This is a genomic window from Leeia speluncae (genome assembly GCF_020564625.1).
In the GTDB taxonomy this organism is placed as follows: Bacteria; Pseudomonadota; Gammaproteobacteria; order Burkholderiales; family Leeiaceae; genus Leeia; species Leeia speluncae.
Map to the genome: position 1 here is coordinate 265,970 of NZ_JAJBZT010000001.1, position 14,783 is coordinate 280,752.

Genomic DNA, 14,783 nt, shown 5'->3' on the forward strand with positions numbered 1-14,783 from the left:
GAAGTTTTTCTCTATTAAATCTACCTACCCAATAATGTTAGCAAGCTGCCTGAGTTTCTTGATGGCAGCTTGTTCAACACCGAGTGTACCTCCGTCTGTTACACCAGTCCCTGAAACACCAGCTTCAAAACCTGCCCCTGCTATCAAAAAGCCTAGTGTCGTTTGGACGAAAATAAGCGACAACCAATTGCCAACCGATTGGCAAATGGAATCAACGCTACAAGCTTGGCAATTGGGTTGTAAGTCATTGTCGCTCCAGGAAAAGTGGAAAGCACTATGCGCTGTTAATGTGGCAGAGCTAGAGAAACCGGATTGGTGGAAAGCAAATTTTGATATTTTCCAAGTGAGTGATGGAGAGGGTAAAGATAGTGGCATGCTGACAGGCTATTACGAGCCTTTTCTAAATGGTGCTACGCAACGCTCTGCAAAATTTGCCTATCCAGTTTACGGTGTGCCAACTGATCTGCTCACCTTAGATATGGCTACTGTGTATCCAGATTTAAAAGGTGCCCGTATTCGTGCGCGGCTTGATGGACGAAAAGTTGTCCCATACTGGTCTAGGGAAGAGATTGAACTTGGAAAATTACCCGCGAATACACCTGTGTTGGCATGGGTAGATGACCCTGTTGCGCTCTTTTTCTTGCAAGTGCAAGGCTCTGGGCGGATTAAGTTAGCAGATGGCAAACAATTACGACTAGGTTATGCCGATCAAAATGGCTACACCTATCAGTCTATCGGTCGTGAGTTAATTAAAAGAGGCGAGCTTACGCTAGATCAGGCATCGATGCAGGGGATTCAAGCTTGGGCAAAGCGCAATCCCGATAAGCTGCAAGAGCTCTTAAATACAAACCCTAGCTATGTCTTCTTTCGGCAACTGCCGACTAGTAATGAAGGGCCGATTGGTAGTTTAAACGTGCCCCTCACTGCTGGTTATAGTATTGCGGTGGATGTACGCAGTGTGCCATTAGGGACACCTGTTTTGATCGATACCGTCATTCCGAATGAAAAAGCACCGGTGAAGCGCTTGGTCATGGCGCAAGATACTGGCGGGGCAATTAAAGGTGCTGTCCGTGCAGATCTGTTCACCGGGCTTGGCGATGCTGCAGGACAAGTGGCGGGCAAAATGCGTCAACCACTGAAATACTGGGTGTTTTGGCCAAAATCTGCTGCCCTACCGGATGGCGTCGTTACGACTCCTGCAAATTAAGTAATTCCGTTTGGTAAGTGGCTGCTTGACTAAGTAGCCACTGACTAAATGCCTGCAAGGCGGGGTAATCTTTTTTATTCTCTGGGTAGACAAGGTAATAGCCAAGCTCACTTTTTAGTGGGCGGTTGCAAGGAATGGCTAAGGTGCCGCTATTTAGCTCTTCTTGAATTAAAAATCTTGGCACCAATGCCATGCCTAATTTTGCCTTCGCGGCTTCCACTAACATCGAAAATAATTCGAATCTAGGTCCTGCCATCGAATGTTGACGGTGGAGACCCATCGTACTAAACCATTTTCGCCAAGCATCATGTCTTGAAGATTGGTGTAGTAACGGTAGCGTGCATACCGCGTCGTCCTCTGTTAATCCTGATAGCAAATCTGGGTGACAGACGGGAACGGTTTCTTCTCCAAATAAATACTCTGCTTTTGCCCCTGGCCAAATATCGCTGCCAAAGTGAATCGCTGCATCAAATGGTGTATCTGTGAATAAGAATGGTTCAGCTCTCGTGGTGATGTTTAATGTGATGTCAGGGTAGTTTTGATTAAATGCGGAAAGCCTAGGGATTAACCATCTAGTCGTGAACGTTGGTATGGCGGCTAACTCGATTACACTGCCTCTACCTTCATGCGCCATCACAGATAGGGTCTGCTGCTCTAAACTTTCTAGACTTTCTTGCACTTGTGCGGCGTAACTCTTACCTGCATCGGTTAACTCTACATGTCGTTTTACCCGACGAAATAATTTAATTTCTAAGAACTGTTCTAATGAGGCGATTTGTTTGCAAATCGCACTCTGAGTAAGACTCAGTTCTTCTGCTGCACGCGTAAAGCTCTGGTATTTTGCTGCCGCTTCAAATGCGAGTAAGGATTCAATCGAGGGGATTTTTCTTCTCATGGCCTGTGCTTTATTAATTGTTCCATTTGCTCACAATGTACTGAATTTTTATCTCTTGAGCTTGGCGTTGAAAGTCTTAAAATCAGCAACCTATACACGTTGCTCCACTATTTATAACAAGATTATTAATTAACATCGGAAATATTGGAATAACTAAATTGAGACTAGTTGCGTAAGAAGGATAAAGAGGGGAATATGGAAGTGCTTGAGCAAATGTTAGAGCAAGGTACGAAAGACACAACGGCTTTGCTACAAATGGACTCACTAAATGGTGCAAGTTTATTTTCTGTAAGCGAGCCATCATCGTTTGTTGCTGCAGCGAGTGGGCCGGTAGATCACCCAGAAACGCGTGATGTAGCAATTTTAGGTTATGATTAAATTAGTGGTAAATCGGTAAGATCGAGGAATCGTTGTGAAGCGTGCAACAAGAATAGTTTGTCATGCTATCTTATTGATTTAACGCTTGAAAATTTTCTCTGGAGCAGATATTGTCTGCGACCAGAATCAAAAAAGTTTCATCGTGTAGGTACGCGCCCCACCAATATGGACTGCAACCATCGTGGGGCGTTTTTTTTGGGGATAGCGTAAGCTAGCTTATTCACCAAGCTCTAGTTTTTGAGGCGCAAACAAACGTGAAAGTTCGTTTGTTGGTGCGATTTCTTCTTCATCAAATAGCATGTCGCCACCTTCTGGCAAGATTCCATCTGATTTCAGATCTTTAAAGTTAAACAAGTTGTGATCGTTCAAGTGTGAAGGAATCACATTAGATAGCGCACTGAACATGGTTTCAATACGGCCAGGATGCTTTTTATCCCAATCTCTTAACATGTCACCAACAACTTGACGCTGCAAGTTGGGTTGAGATCCACATAAGTTACATGGAATGATAGGGAATTGTTTTAACTTTGCGTAACGAATCAAATCTTTCTCGCGTACATAAGCGAGTGGACGAATGACCATGTGCTCGCCATTGTCTGAAACCAGTTTAGGCGGCATGCCTTTTAGTTTTGCACCGTAAAAGAAGTTCAAGAAGAACGTCGCAAGGATGTCATCACGGTGATGGCCTAAGGCAATTTTTGTACAGCCTTCTTCTGATGCCACGCGATAAAGAATACCGCGACGTAGGCGAGAGCAAAGGCTACAGGTGGTTTTTCCTTCTGGTACCACGCGTTTTACAATGCTGTAGGTGTCTTGTTCGATGATACGGTATGGTACACCGACTGACTTTAAGTAGGCCGGTAGAACATCTTCAGGGAAACCTGGTTGTTTCTGATCTAGGTTGACCGCGAGTAATTCAAACTTCACCGGTGCAACACGTTGTAGGCTCATCAGAATATCTAGCATGCCGTAGCTATCTTTTCCGCCTGATAAGCACACCATGATCTTGTCGCCTTCTTCGATCATGTTGTAATCATTAATCGCATCACCAACGGCATGGCGCAAACGCTTGGTCAGTTTGTTCATCTCATAGCGTTCTTTTTTGGACATTTCGTCCTCAAGTGCCTCTGATGAAGTTGGGTTGCTATCTGTAATGATTTGATCTGCGGAAGACATGTTTCGCTAAACCTAGGTATAAAACGAGTAAGGTCGCGGATTATCTCATATTGAGTTTGAAAAATACAGCAAGGCTTTGATTTGAATAGTATTTGTGGTGATAGGGTTATGTGCTGCCATCAGGAGAGAGGAGATGGCAGCCAACGATTGTAATGCTTACTGAACTGCTTTTAGTAAACCGTACAATTTGTCTTTCAGTTGAAGACGTTCTTTTTTCAGATCTTCTAAAGCCACTTCAGATAAAGCGTCTAGACCATCTTCCGCACGACAGACCGATTTATCTACTGATTCATATTCTTCAAACAATTTCGCAAAATGCGCATTGCTTGTTTTCAATACATGAATTTGATCACGTAGTTCTGGGAATTCACTAGTCAATGGATGATGTTCAACGTGCATTTATATTTTCCTTGTTTTGTTTAACTACGCTTTCAGTCTAGGCATTTGCGGATTTTCGCGATTTGATGTTGATCAATTTGTAAAGAGTTAACTGCTATGCATTCGTAATGAAACGTTAAGATTATTGCAGATGGTGATATGCTGTCGTGCGTTTTTCGTAACAATTGTTTGGTATGTTTGCGAAGCCAAAAATTAATTAGCAGGCAAAAAAATAAAAACGTAGTTCATTCTATGCAGGGAGGCTCTAATGCTGAAACGGTTGCGGTTACAAACACGTATTTTATGCGTGTTGGTGTTGATGAATTTGCTAACGATTATTGCTTTTGGAAGCTATGCACTGTTTGCAAAATTCAACGATCTTCGAAGTGAAATGAATGCAAGGTTAGTGGCGGCGGCACATGCTGTGCCTCTAATTCTTGGCGATGATTTTTTGCATCGTGTGCGCGATCCAAAAGGGGTGCCGCAAGCTGAGTATTTGCAGGTAGTAAACAAGCTAGGCAACTATGCGCGAGATGTTGGTTTGAAATTTGCATACACCATGGAAGTGAAAGACGGGAAGGTCTATTACTTAAATGATGGCGCAACGAAAGAAGACACGGACAAAGACAACTATGCAAAGCATTTAGAAGCGTATGAGGATGCTAGCCCAATGGTCGTTGAGGCAGATAAATCTGGTGCCGCACAGTTTGATGAGTACACCGATAAGTTTGGTACATTTCGCTCTGTTTTCTTACCGATGAAGACGAGTGCGGGTGAAGGGTATGTGGTCGGGATCGATGTAACCGTCGATCATATTCATGGCATTTTGATGAGTAGCCTTTGGAAAATCCTAGGTATGGGGGCGGTTTTGCTCTGCTTGGCAGGATTATTCTCACTTTGGTTCTCCAAAGTATTGGCTGCTACGGTCAATCATTTAACCGCTGAAATTGGATTAATTGCTACTCAGCGAGATTTAACCCAGCCACTGACAGTGAAGGCCGAAGATGAAATTGGGTTGATGGCCAAAGGTTTGTCTAGTCTGATTCTACAAATTCGCCAAACCTTACAGCATGTAAAAGCGAGTGCGCAGCAAAATGCGAGTACCGCCGGTTCATTTGCGAGTGCTGCAGACTCGATGAAGCATCAGGTTCAGGCTGGGGCAGCTAGGCTTCAGGATGTATCTGGATATGCGAGTACCATTCGCGACCGGTCTGAAATGGCGGTTAGCCAAGCAGATGCTGCGGTGAAAGAGATTCAAGATGCCAATTCACGCCTACAAGGGGTGAGCACGACATTAGATGAAATGGCGAATGCGGTTGCGTCTAGCGCATCTTCTAGTGATCAGTTAGTGGCTGAACTTCATCGCCTAACCGGAGAGACCACGAACATTAGTAGTGTGCTTGCGGATATCAGCCGTATTTCTAAACAGACGAACTTGTTAGCATTAAATGCGGCAATTGAATCGGCTAGAGCCGGTGAACAGGGTAGAGGATTTGCCGTAGTCGCTGATGAGGTACGTAAATTAGCCCTGCAAACAGATGAGGCGTTAGAGCAAACCAACGCAGTGATTGAACGAATTGTTCAATCCATTGATATGGTTTCTTCCCGCATCAATGCGGCAGCCTCTGATAGCCAATCACTTGTAGATAGAAGCAAAGGCGCTAAGGTTGCTATGGAAGAAATGTCTTCCTTAATGTTGAGTGCTGGTGTAGTGGTGAATCAAACACGTTCTGGTTCGCAAGATATTCATGAGGCCGTGCATGCGATTAGCGTGCAGTTAAATGAGTTACAGAGTGTGTTGTCTGGTGGTGAGCAGGATGCTACCAATATTCAGCAAAAGGCAAGAGAACTTGGTGTGACGTCAGACGCGCTGATTGTGCAGGTGAATGAGTTTAAAGCCTAACCTAGTTGGTTAAACGTGAGCGTTCCAAGACAAATTGCCCCGCACTTGCGGGGCAATTTTATTGATGACTAGTGTTAAGCGGTGATTTGTTTTTGTTTGTTGATTTGTAATACGGCTAGTGCTGCAACTAATCCTAAAGCCCCTGCCAGCATGGTGGCTAAGGTGTATGTCCCAAGACTATTGCGTAACACGCCACCCATTAGCGCTGAAAATGCTGCACCTAACTGATGTCCAGCGACAATCCAGCCAAATACCACAGGTGCTTTTTCTTTGCCAAAGACATCGGTAGTTAAGCGGACGGTTGGCGGTACGGTTGCTACCCAGTCTAATCCATAGAAAAAGGCAAAAATAGGCAGTCCAAAGTATTCAATACCGAAGGCGGTGGGCAAGAAAATCAGTGCTAAGCCGCGTAAGCCATAATACCAAAATAGTAGTACACGATTATTCCACCGATCAGATAACCAGCCAGAGAGTGTGGTGCCGATTAAATCTAGCGCGCCCATAGCCGCTAAGATGGAAGCCGCTTTTACTTCAGAAAAGCCATAATCGCCACACATCGCAATAAAGTGTGTGCCAATATAACCATTGGTGGTGGCGCCACAAACAAAGAAGCTAAAGAATAGTAACCAGAAGTCTTTGCTATGAGAGGCCATCTTTAAGGTGGCTAAAGCATTTTGAATTGGATTGAGCTTTGGCTTGCCATCATCCTTTTTAAGTTCTTCATCGCCATAAAGTGGCAAATCTAGCGACAATGGTTTTTCTGGTAAGAAGAAATAGACTAGCGGCAATAAAATGGCCGCCCCAATAGCGATAGTTAGTACCACAGGGCGCCAACCATAATGCGTCACAATGCTGGCTAATAAAGGTAAGAAAATTAATTGCCCTGTGGCTGAGCTAGCGGTTAATAAGCCCATTGCAAATCCACGACGCTGGCTAAACCACTGACTAACAATGGTCGCCCCCAAGGTGGTAGAGGTAACCCCTGTTGCGCAGCCAACAATAAAGCCCCAAATCAGCCACATTTGCCAGGCAGCATTCATGAAAGACGATACCCCAACGGATATGGCTAACAGCATTAGCGCAAAGATGACCGTTTTGCGAATGCCAAAATGTTGCATTGCTGCAGCAGAGAATGGGCCAATGAGTCCAAATAAGGCGAGGTTAATCGCTAATGCAGTTGAAATTGTGGTGCGTGACCAACCAAAGGTTTGCTCTAAGGGGATCATCATCACACTTGGGGCTGCCCGAGTGCCTGCGGTAATTAGCATAACGAGAAACGTGATGCCTAATACTATCCATGCGTAATGGAATCTGGGTTTGGCCCAGTTTGAGAGCGATCGCATATGAATCCCTGATTGATTGTATGGGTATTGGTCTTTTTATTTTTGAATGTTACTATCTGGTAACATTTGCTTATATTATGTGACTGGTTAGTAACATGTCAAACGCTATTTCTGATATTTCTCTCAATGAATCCGCACCCAAAAAAGCCAGAAGGCCGGTAGTAAAGGCGGAAGAGGCGCAAGATAGAATCTTAAAAGCTGTGGATGAGCTTTTTTATCTGGAAGGGGCTAGATCGGTTAGTGTGGACGCCGTTGTAAAACGGGCTGACCTGAACAAAATGACGGTGTATCGCCAATTTGAAGGAAAAGAATCGCTACTCACCTTTTTTCTGCAGCGCAGAGAAAAGCTCTTCTGGGGCTATATTGACAAAGCTGTTGCCAAAGCAGACCTTCCTGGTGCGCAGTTGCTACAAATCTTTAAAGACCTTGCCGTTCGCGTGGTGAGATCGGGTTATCGAGGATGTCCATTTGTGAATATCGCTGTGGAGTTTCCTGACCGTCATTCGTTTGCACGTGTGTTTGTCGAGCAAAATAAAAAGGCTGTTTTTCAACGTTTTCTTGCGTTGGCCACGGCGGCCAATGCGGCACAACCTAAACGCTTGGCAACCAGTTTATCTATTATGCTAGAAGGGGTGTACGCCGCTAGTCAGACATACTCAGAAGAGCATGAAGTGTTTGATTGCTTGATAGATTCGGTCACGTTGTTACTGCAAGCTGAGAAGGTGGTGCTAGCCTAAAGGTAATCCTTAATCGCTAACCATGCAGCTAACTTTTCTTTAAATGGTAGCGTGTAAGCAGGGCTGGTCGAAGGTAAGACTAAATGGGCTAACCCCTCAGGTAATTGGCTTGCTGCTTTTCCAGCCGTTTTGCCATTAAATACAACTAGTTTAAGTGCTGGAAGTGTTTCAATGAGTCCACCGAGGGAGTTATGTGTCGCCTCCCGAATGTCATTATCTAAGCTGCCTTTACGTTGCGCCTTCGCGACGACATCCCATAGCCCAATTTGTGCAGATAATAGAGCGGAAAGTCTTTCTGGATAATTAGTCGGTAAGATTTCAGGGAGAATGATTTCAGCGATGATCGGCCAAAAATGATTCCTAGGGTGGGCGTAATATTGTTGCTGGGAAAGGGAAATGGCGCCGGGTAGGCTACCCAGCACAAGTACTTTAGTATTGCGCTGGGTGACGGGTGGAAAGCATTCACTAAACTCAGTCATAAAGCCGTTAATCTAGCTTATTGCTGTTCGCTATCTTCTTCTTTCTCTTCTTCTAATTCTGGCTCTGGTGGGGTTGCTAACATTTCTTCCACTTCAGCAAGTGTTTCTAGAGAAATTTTGCCTAAGGTGCCACTGCGATAATCGGTTAGCAGCGTCATGGCGGCTTTTTCGATATCTAACTCGCCGCCTTTAATACGGAAAGCACGACGCTTAGCAATGTGCTCGAGCAACCCTACACCATCTTCGACGCCATCAATCCCCTTATAGCGGGCTACGAGCAAGTCTGAATAATGTAGTAACAGATAATCCCCGAGGTAAGCCGCTACTTCGTCTTCATAGTAGGCGTTACGACCAATCGTATGGCTGGCCGCTAGTTTAAAACCATCAATTGCGTAGCTAATCTTTGGCCATAACATTCCCGGCGTATCGGTAATCATCATCCGTTCATTGATGTCTAGGCGCTGCTGTGATTTGGTTACCGCCGGTTCATCGCCTACTGCTGCGACTTTTTTCTTTAGTAGGGCGTTCATCAACGTAGATTTACCCACGTTAGGGATGCCCATAATCATCATGCGTAGCGGTTTTTCAAAGGTGCCACGATGTGGGGCTACTTTGACACATAAATCGGGAATACGAGCGACGTCGGCTGGTTTTTTACAAGAGATGGCCACCGCTTTGGTTTGCGGTTGCTTGTTATAAAAGTCTAACCATTCTTTTGTTACTTTAGGGTCTGCGACATCTGCTTTATTTAGTAAGAGTAAAGCAGGGCGTTGGCGATGCCTTCTGATTTCTTCCAGCATTGGGTTACGGCTAGCATGCGGCATTCTGGCATCGACTACCTCAATCACCATATCTGTTTTTTCCATGGTTTCGGCCGCTTTTTTGCGCGCCGCATTCATGTGACCGGGGAACCATTGGATTGCCATGCTTGGTACTCTTTGCTTGAAATATTGAAGAACAATTAAAAACGATTACCGCTATTGTACCTTATTCAATCAGGTTTCGATGATTTCGCGTATTTTCACGGGTTGAGTGTTGGCATATTCATGAGCAATTTCAATTGCTTTGGCTAAATCTGGCTGCACATTTTGTGCTGATAACAAATCGACTAACCCTGCATCTTCTAATAATTTGTGCATAGCTGAGTTTGCGCCACATAGCATTAGCCTCTGATGTTTGGCTGCTAACTTATGGTGTAATAATTCCAGTGTTAGAAGCCCCGTGGTATCTAATAAAACAATCCGATGCAGTTGCAAAATAATGGTATGGACTTCCTCTGGTGCTAGATGCAGCAGTTCGTCTAATTTATCTGCAGAACCAAAAAATAGCGCTCCTTCTACTCTGTACGCATTGACTCCTTGCGGCAGTGTTTTGCCTGCTATCGACTGGCTTTCAAATAACTTGGCATGTGCCGGTGTTAATTGATTAAGCGAGGTTTGGGCTGACATACGCGTAACAAAGAATAACCCAGCTAGTAAAAGCCCAATTTGTACTGCCACTGTTAAATCAAATAAAACAGTTAAAGCAAACGTTAGTGCTAAAACGGCGGTGTCTCGTTTCGGATAGTGTTTTGCTTTTCTGATATCCCAATCGCCCATTTTAATCGCGACAGAGACGAGAATCGCAGCTAAACCTGCCATGGGGATGTAACTTGCCAATGGTGCGGCGACCAATAGCACAAGTAATAAAGCCAAGGCATGAATTATCCCTGCAAAAGGGGTTTTGCCCCCGTTTTGGATATTCGTGGCTGTCCGGGCGATAGCGCCCGTTGCCGCAATGCCACCAAAAAACGGGACAACCATATTCGCAATGCCTTGAGCGATTAACTCTTGATTGGCATCGTGTTTTTCGTTGGTTAAATTATCCGCCACGACGGCGCACAGTAACGATTCAATTGCGCCTAATAATGCAATCGTCAGGGCGGGAGACAGCAGATCGGAAAGATGATCCCAATCGATCGCAAGCCCGCTAGGCATTGGCATTTGCTGAGGAATACCGCCAAACTTACTGCCAATCGTTTCAAAGTGGGCAATGCCTTGCTGATTCAGAAACAAGGTGGCAATCGCACTGAGTACCAAGGCGACAAACGGCGCGGGTAATATGCGCCCCCATTTTTTAGGCCAAAGCAAAATAAGACATAGGCAACCTGTCGCAAGTAACATGGTTGGGGTGTGAATGGTGTATCGAGACTCCCAAAGCGTTTGAATCGCCGGAAAGAAATGAGAAGGCATTTTCTCGATGGATAGCCCAAAAAAATCTTTTAGTTGAGTCAGGAAAATTAAAACAGCGATGCCATTGGTAAACCCCGTGATTAATGGCATGGGGAAAAATTTAATCACTTGCCCTAAATGTAGTAATCCCATTAGGACTAATAACACCCCCGCCATGACTGTGCATATGAGTAGGTTGGTGATGCCGTATTTCGCCCCAATGGTCGCCAAAATCACAATATAAGCGCCCGTAGGGCCGCCAATACAGAGCTTTGTCCCGCCAAGGGCCGAAATGATAAATCCAGCAAAGATCGCGGTGATTAAACCCGATTGAGGAGGGACACCACTCGCAATCGCAAATGCCATTGCTAAGGGGAGAGCAACAATCCCGACGGTAAGCCCAGCAAATAGATCCGCAGAAAATAGGCTGGTGTTGTAGTCCTTTAGAGAATCTAACAGCTTAGGATGGAAGCGAAAGTGGTAGTGGTATTGCACAATTGCCCCCATCTAATGAGGTAACAGTCATGCTTTTATTATGGATGATCTAAAAAAATTTGCAGATCGTGATGCCATTTTCCTTGTGCAAAGGAGTTCATGGCATCACTAAATCGATTGCTTCGTGATGCGACAGATTTAGGCTTTGCCTGTGCTGCCAAATCCACCTTCGCCACGGTCGCTACTATCAAATTCTTCTACGATATTAAAGCCAACTTGCACCACTGGCACGATGATTAACTGTGCTAAACGGTCTAGCGGGTTTAGGGTGAAAGCCGTTTTGCCACGGTTCCAAGTAGAAATGAATAACTGACCTTGGTAATCAGAATCGATTAATCCAACTAAGTTACCTAACACAATTCCACTTTTGTGGCCAAGACCGGAGCGAGGCAAAATCATCGCCGCCAAACTTGGGTCCGCAATATGGATCGCAATCCCCGTTGGGATTAACTCTGTTTGGCCGGGTTCGATAACCAAAGGCTTTTCAATCGCCGCACGTAGATCTAAGCCCGCTGCGCCAGGTGTCGCATATTCAGGCAGGTTATCTCTTAATCGTTCGTCTAAGATTTTTAGGTCAATTTGGCGATTCATGCCGGATCCTTGCTATGTGATTCAGTCAAATAACGTTTAATGGTTGTTTCAAGCCCCAAATAGAGTGCATCGCAAATTAGTGCGTGCCCAATAGAGACTTCTAATAATTGAGGAATGCGCTGCTGGAAAAAGCGAAGGTTATCTAGGTTCAAATCATGTCCAGCATTTAAACCTAGGCCACACTTCTCTGCAGCCACTGCGGCTGCGTAGTAGGGAGCAATCGCCGCTTCTTTGTCTTCAGAAAATTGGCTTGCATAGGCTTCTGTATAGAGTTCAATTCTATCTGTGCCCGTTGCTTTTGCCCCTTCAACCATGTCGATAATGGGATCAACAAAAATGGAGGTGCGAATGCCTGCCGCTTTAAATTTAGCGATGACTTCTTTTAAAAAGTCAGCATGTTTAATCGTATCCCAACCAGCGTTCGATGTTAGTGCTTCAGGTGCATCTGGGACGAGGGTCACTTGGGCTGGTTTTACAGCCAACACCACCTCTATAAAGTCTGGTGTCGGGTTGCCTTCAATATTCAGTTCTGTCGCAATATTCTCTTTTAAGATGGCGAGATCATCATAACGAACATGGCGCTGATCCGGTCTTGGGTGAACAGTAATACCTTGCGCACCAAAGCGTTCGCAATCTAGTGCGACTTGCAATAAGTTTGGTTGATTGTGTCCACGTGAGTTACGCACTAGCGCAACTTTATTTAGGTTGACTGACAAATGGGTAGTCATAACTAGCTTTCTATTTTTCTTTGCAATTGCAATTCAAGCAAATACTACTTAGGCGTTTTGATCTATATGTTTAATCACCGGTGTAGGCGGCTCTGCACGCATCATTTTGCCAATGTGTTGAACTAGCAAACGTGCTTGAGATAACTTGTCTGATTTTGGAAGCGGGTGCCGTCCTTTGTCATCTAATAAGATCAGTTCATTACTATCGCTATTAAATGCGGTTTGTACTAAGTTGGCGGCTAATAGCGGCAAACGTTTCTTCCTGCGTTTCTGCTCTGCAAAATCCAGTAGATTTTGGCTTTCTGCGGCAAAACCGACGCAGAATGGCGGTCTTGGCAAGCTTGCTACATTGGCTAAAATATCTGGGTTCGGTGCCAAATCTACCTGAAGGATGTTTGCATCTTTTTTGAGCTTATGCTCAAACTGTTGCAGCGGATGGTAATCGGCAACCGCTGCTACACCAATGAATACATCTTGCACGCTGATCGAGCCATTCACTGCGTTTAACATATCATTTGCACTTTCTACATCGATACGTTTCACGCCATAAGGTGTTGGGAGTGATACTGGCCCTGCAATTAACGTTACTTCTGCGCCCGCATCACGCGCTGCTCTGGCCAGTGAAAAGCCCATTTTTCCAGAGCTTTGATTAGTAATGCCTCTCACGGCATCAATCCGTTCAAACGTTGGGCCTGCAGTAATCATCACCTTCATGCCACGTAGTGGCTTTGGCTGGAAATGCCCGTCTAGGACTTCCATTAATACTTCTGGCTCCAGCATGCGTCCCATACCGGTTTCGCCACAGGCTTGCTCGCCACTATCTGGGCCTAGAATAATGACGCCATCTTGGCGCAATTGTTTGACGTTACGTTGTGTAGCTGGGTTTTCCCACATTTGGCGATTCATTGCAGGCGCAATAATGAGCGGACATTCTCTCGCTAAGCACAGTGTAGAGAGTAGATCGTCTGCGCTACCGTTTACTAGTTTCGCCATGAAGTCTGCGGTTGCAGGGGCAACCAAAATGGCATCTGCTTCACGGGATAAATCAATGTGTGCCATCCCATTGGGTACGCGGGTGTCCCACAAATCTGTAAATACATGTCTGCCGGAAAGCGCCTGAAACGTATGTGGCGTCACAAACTGGCTACCGCCTTCGGTCAAGACGACCCTCACGCCGACATTCGCTTTGACTAATAGTCGAGTTAATTCAGCTGCTTTATAAGCTGCCACACCGCCGGTGACACCTAGCACCAAATGTTTAATTGCAAAAGCCATTCAATAAATCCAAGTGTTAGCAGAGAAGACGGTGCAAAAAATAGATGCGTCACGCTTCTTTACTAAGTATGAGTTGAGCACTGCTGCATTATGACATTTTTCGAGAAATCATGCGGAACGCGCAATCAAAAAAGCTAGTTTGATGCAGTTTGCATAAAGAGGTTAAAATAGTTATTTGTCATTATGATTGAGTGGCACATATGCGCATTACAGATTGGCCAGTAGAAGATCGGCCGCGTGAAAAATTATTACAAAAAGGTGCCACTTCGCTCTCGGATGCTGAACTCTTGGCTATTTTCCTTCGTGTCGGCATCCAAGGGGTGAGTGCGGTGGATTTGGCTAGACAATTACTCAGCCATTTTAAAACGCTACACGGGCTTTTCTCTGCTTCTAAAGATGACCTAAGTCAGATCAAAGGAATGGGGTTAGCTAAGTATGCACAGCTACAGTCTATTTTAGAAATGGCTAAACGGGCTCTTGCAGAAGAGATTCAAGCAAAACCAGCAATTAGTTCACCAGCAGATGCTAAGCAATATTTAGTGATGCGCTTGGGGGCCTTAAGGTATGAATCGATTGTTGGTATTTTTCTAGATACACAAAATCGCGTGATAGAAATAGATGAACTCGCGAGAGGCACCATTAACCAAAGCCATTTATATCCAAGAGAAGTGGTAAAAAGAGCACTATCTTTAGAAGCATCGGGTTTAATTTTGGCCCATAATCATCCATCTGGTGAGCTTACTGCTAGCCAAGCAGACCATGATTTGACCAAATCTCTGCATAAAACCCTGTCTTCACTAGAGATTCGACTCTTAGATCACATCATTGTTGGCGCAAACCGCACACTTTCTTTCGCAGAATCGGGTTGGTTGTAAATAACCCGATGAAATATTTTCAAAAGTAGCGTACAATCTCGTTTTTGCTTTTCTGCGGCTTGAGCTAAACGAACAAGTATGGTATAAATCTTGTTTTTGCAAATCCGCTGTTT

The 14,783-nt window shown here is 44.9% G+C and carries 15 protein-coding genes; 5 read left to right on the forward strand and 10 right to left on the reverse strand.

The features are described from left to right. Nucleotides 1-61: 61 nt before the first annotated feature. Complete coding sequence (mltA, locus tag LIN78_RS01235; protein WP_227177684.1) at nucleotides 62-1,207, forward strand: murein transglycosylase A; 1,146 nt, start codon at nucleotides 62-64, stop codon at nucleotides 1,205-1,207. Here mltA and LIN78_RS01240 read toward each other — a convergent pair. Beyond that, complete coding sequence (locus LIN78_RS01240) at nucleotides 1,188-2,102, reverse strand: LysR substrate-binding domain-containing protein (RefSeq protein WP_227177685.1); 915 nt, start codon at nucleotides 2,100-2,102, stop codon at nucleotides 1,188-1,190. The genes mltA and LIN78_RS01240 overlap by 20 nt on opposite strands. Nucleotides 2,103-2,270: 168 nt before the next feature. Between LIN78_RS01240 and LIN78_RS01245 the strand changes: the two genes are divergently transcribed. After that, the gene (locus tag LIN78_RS01245) at nucleotides 2,271-2,480 is read left to right on the forward strand and encodes a hypothetical protein (RefSeq protein WP_227177686.1); all 210 of its coding nucleotides are present in this window, start codon (nucleotides 2,271-2,273) and stop codon (nucleotides 2,478-2,480) included. Between the two features lie 216 nt (nucleotides 2,481-2,696). Here the strand turns inward: LIN78_RS01245 and ttcA are convergent, their stop codons facing one another. Next, a complete protein-coding gene (gene ttcA / locus LIN78_RS01250) occupies nucleotides 2,697-3,590 on the reverse strand; it encodes a tRNA 2-thiocytidine(32) synthetase TtcA (RefSeq protein WP_227178295.1) in 894 nt (297 codons plus the stop codon). A 222-nt stretch (nucleotides 3,591-3,812) separates the two neighbouring features. Beyond that, nucleotides 3,813-4,055: an HP1242/YdcH family protein gene (locus LIN78_RS01255; RefSeq protein ID WP_227177687.1), complete on the reverse strand. Its 243-nt coding sequence runs from the start codon at nucleotides 4,053-4,055 to the stop codon at nucleotides 3,813-3,815. Nucleotides 4,056-4,302: 247 nt separating this feature from the next. On the opposite strand from LIN78_RS01255, the gene LIN78_RS01260 reads away from it, so the two are divergent. After that, nucleotides 4,303-5,937, forward strand: a complete 1,635-nt coding sequence (locus LIN78_RS01260) for a methyl-accepting chemotaxis protein (protein WP_227177688.1) — start codon at nucleotides 4,303-4,305, stop codon at nucleotides 5,935-5,937. A gap of 74 nt (nucleotides 5,938-6,011) precedes the next feature. On the opposite strand, the gene LIN78_RS01265 is transcribed toward LIN78_RS01260, so the two are convergent. After that, nucleotides 6,012-7,280, reverse strand: coding sequence for an MFS transporter (locus LIN78_RS01265; protein ID WP_227177689.1), 1,269 nt, complete (start codon nucleotides 7,278-7,280; stop codon nucleotides 6,012-6,014). A gap of 95 nt (nucleotides 7,281-7,375) precedes the next feature. On the opposite strand from LIN78_RS01265, the gene LIN78_RS01270 reads away from it, so the two are divergent. Continuing rightward, nucleotides 7,376-8,017 (forward strand): TetR/AcrR family transcriptional regulator, encoded by a 642-nt coding sequence (locus tag LIN78_RS01270; protein WP_227177690.1) that lies wholly within the window; start codon nucleotides 7,376-7,378, stop codon nucleotides 8,015-8,017. Here LIN78_RS01270 and LIN78_RS01275 read toward each other — a convergent pair. The 6 genes from LIN78_RS01275 to coaBC all read right to left on the reverse strand — a co-directional run bounded on the left by LIN78_RS01275 (nucleotide 8,014) and on the right by coaBC (nucleotide 13,795). After that, nucleotides 8,014-8,496, reverse strand: coding sequence for a DNA-deoxyinosine glycosylase (locus LIN78_RS01275; RefSeq protein ID WP_227177691.1), 483 nt, complete (start codon nucleotides 8,494-8,496; stop codon nucleotides 8,014-8,016). The genes LIN78_RS01270 and LIN78_RS01275 overlap by 4 nt on opposite strands. Before the next feature lie 17 nt (nucleotides 8,497-8,513). After that, nucleotides 8,514-9,422, reverse strand: coding sequence for a ribosome biogenesis GTPase YlqF (ylqF, locus tag LIN78_RS01280; RefSeq protein ID WP_227177692.1), 909 nt, complete (start codon nucleotides 9,420-9,422; stop codon nucleotides 8,514-8,516). A 69-nt stretch (nucleotides 9,423-9,491) separates the two neighbouring features. Continuing rightward, on the reverse strand, nucleotides 9,492-11,201 hold the full coding sequence (locus tag LIN78_RS01285) for a SulP family inorganic anion transporter (RefSeq protein ID WP_227177693.1): 1,710 nt from the start codon (nucleotides 11,199-11,201) through the stop codon (nucleotides 9,492-9,494). 138 nt (nucleotides 11,202-11,339) lie between these two features. Then, complete coding sequence (gene dut / locus LIN78_RS01290; protein WP_227177694.1) at nucleotides 11,340-11,792, reverse strand: dUTP diphosphatase; 453 nt, start codon at nucleotides 11,790-11,792, stop codon at nucleotides 11,340-11,342. Next, nucleotides 11,789-12,520, reverse strand: a complete 732-nt coding sequence (locus LIN78_RS01295; RefSeq protein ID WP_227177695.1) for a pyridoxine 5'-phosphate synthase — start codon at nucleotides 12,518-12,520, stop codon at nucleotides 11,789-11,791. Before LIN78_RS01295 ends, dut begins: the two co-directional genes overlap by 4 nt. A 48-nt stretch (nucleotides 12,521-12,568) precedes the next feature. Continuing rightward, nucleotides 12,569-13,795, reverse strand: coding sequence for a bifunctional phosphopantothenoylcysteine decarboxylase/phosphopantothenate--cysteine ligase CoaBC (coaBC, locus tag LIN78_RS01300; protein WP_227177696.1), 1,227 nt, complete (start codon nucleotides 13,793-13,795; stop codon nucleotides 12,569-12,571). 200 nt (nucleotides 13,796-13,995) lie between these two features. On the opposite strand from coaBC, the gene radC reads away from it, so the two are divergent. Continuing rightward, nucleotides 13,996-14,670, forward strand: coding sequence for a RadC family protein (gene radC, locus LIN78_RS01305; protein ID WP_227177697.1), 675 nt, complete (start codon nucleotides 13,996-13,998; stop codon nucleotides 14,668-14,670). Nucleotides 14,671-14,783 lie beyond the last annotated feature (113 nt).

Excerpts from the sequence above, each read along its gene's own strand:
- LIN78_RS01240 (WP_227177685.1), bottom strand. The coding sequence starts at position 2,102 with ATGAGAAGAAAAATCCCCTCGATTGAATCCTTACTCGCATTTGAAGCG.
- LIN78_RS01295 (WP_227177695.1), bottom strand. The coding sequence starts at position 12,520 with ATGACTACCCATTTGTCAGTCAACCTAAATAAAGTTGCGCTAGTGCGT.
- LIN78_RS01260 (WP_227177688.1), top strand. The coding sequence starts at position 4,303 with ATGCTGAAACGGTTGCGGTTACAAACACGTATTTTATGCGTGTTGGTG.
- LIN78_RS01270 (WP_227177690.1), top strand. The coding sequence starts at position 7,376 with ATGTCAAACGCTATTTCTGATATTTCTCTCAATGAATCCGCACCCAAA.
- dut (WP_227177694.1), bottom strand. The coding sequence starts at position 11,792 with ATGAATCGCCAAATTGACCTAAAAATCTTAGACGAACGATTAAGAGAT.
- ttcA (WP_227178295.1), bottom strand. The coding sequence starts at position 3,590 with ATGTCCAAAAAAGAACGCTATGAGATGAACAAACTGACCAAGCGTTTG.
- radC (WP_227177697.1), top strand. The coding sequence starts at position 13,996 with ATGCGCATTACAGATTGGCCAGTAGAAGATCGGCCGCGTGAAAAATTA.
- ylqF (WP_227177692.1), bottom strand. The coding sequence starts at position 9,422 with ATGGCAATCCAATGGTTCCCCGGTCACATGAATGCGGCGCGCAAAAAA.
- mltA (WP_227177684.1), top strand. The coding sequence starts at position 62 with ATGGCAGCTTGTTCAACACCGAGTGTACCTCCGTCTGTTACACCAGTC.
- LIN78_RS01265 (WP_227177689.1), bottom strand. The coding sequence starts at position 7,280 with ATGCGATCGCTCTCAAACTGGGCCAAACCCAGATTCCATTACGCATGG.
- LIN78_RS01255 (WP_227177687.1), bottom strand. The coding sequence starts at position 4,055 with ATGCACGTTGAACATCATCCATTGACTAGTGAATTCCCAGAACTACGT.
- LIN78_RS01275 (WP_227177691.1), bottom strand. The coding sequence starts at position 8,496 with ATGACTGAGTTTAGTGAATGCTTTCCACCCGTCACCCAGCGCAATACT.
- coaBC (WP_227177696.1), bottom strand. The coding sequence starts at position 13,795 with ATGGCTTTTGCAATTAAACATTTGGTGCTAGGTGTCACCGGCGGTGTG.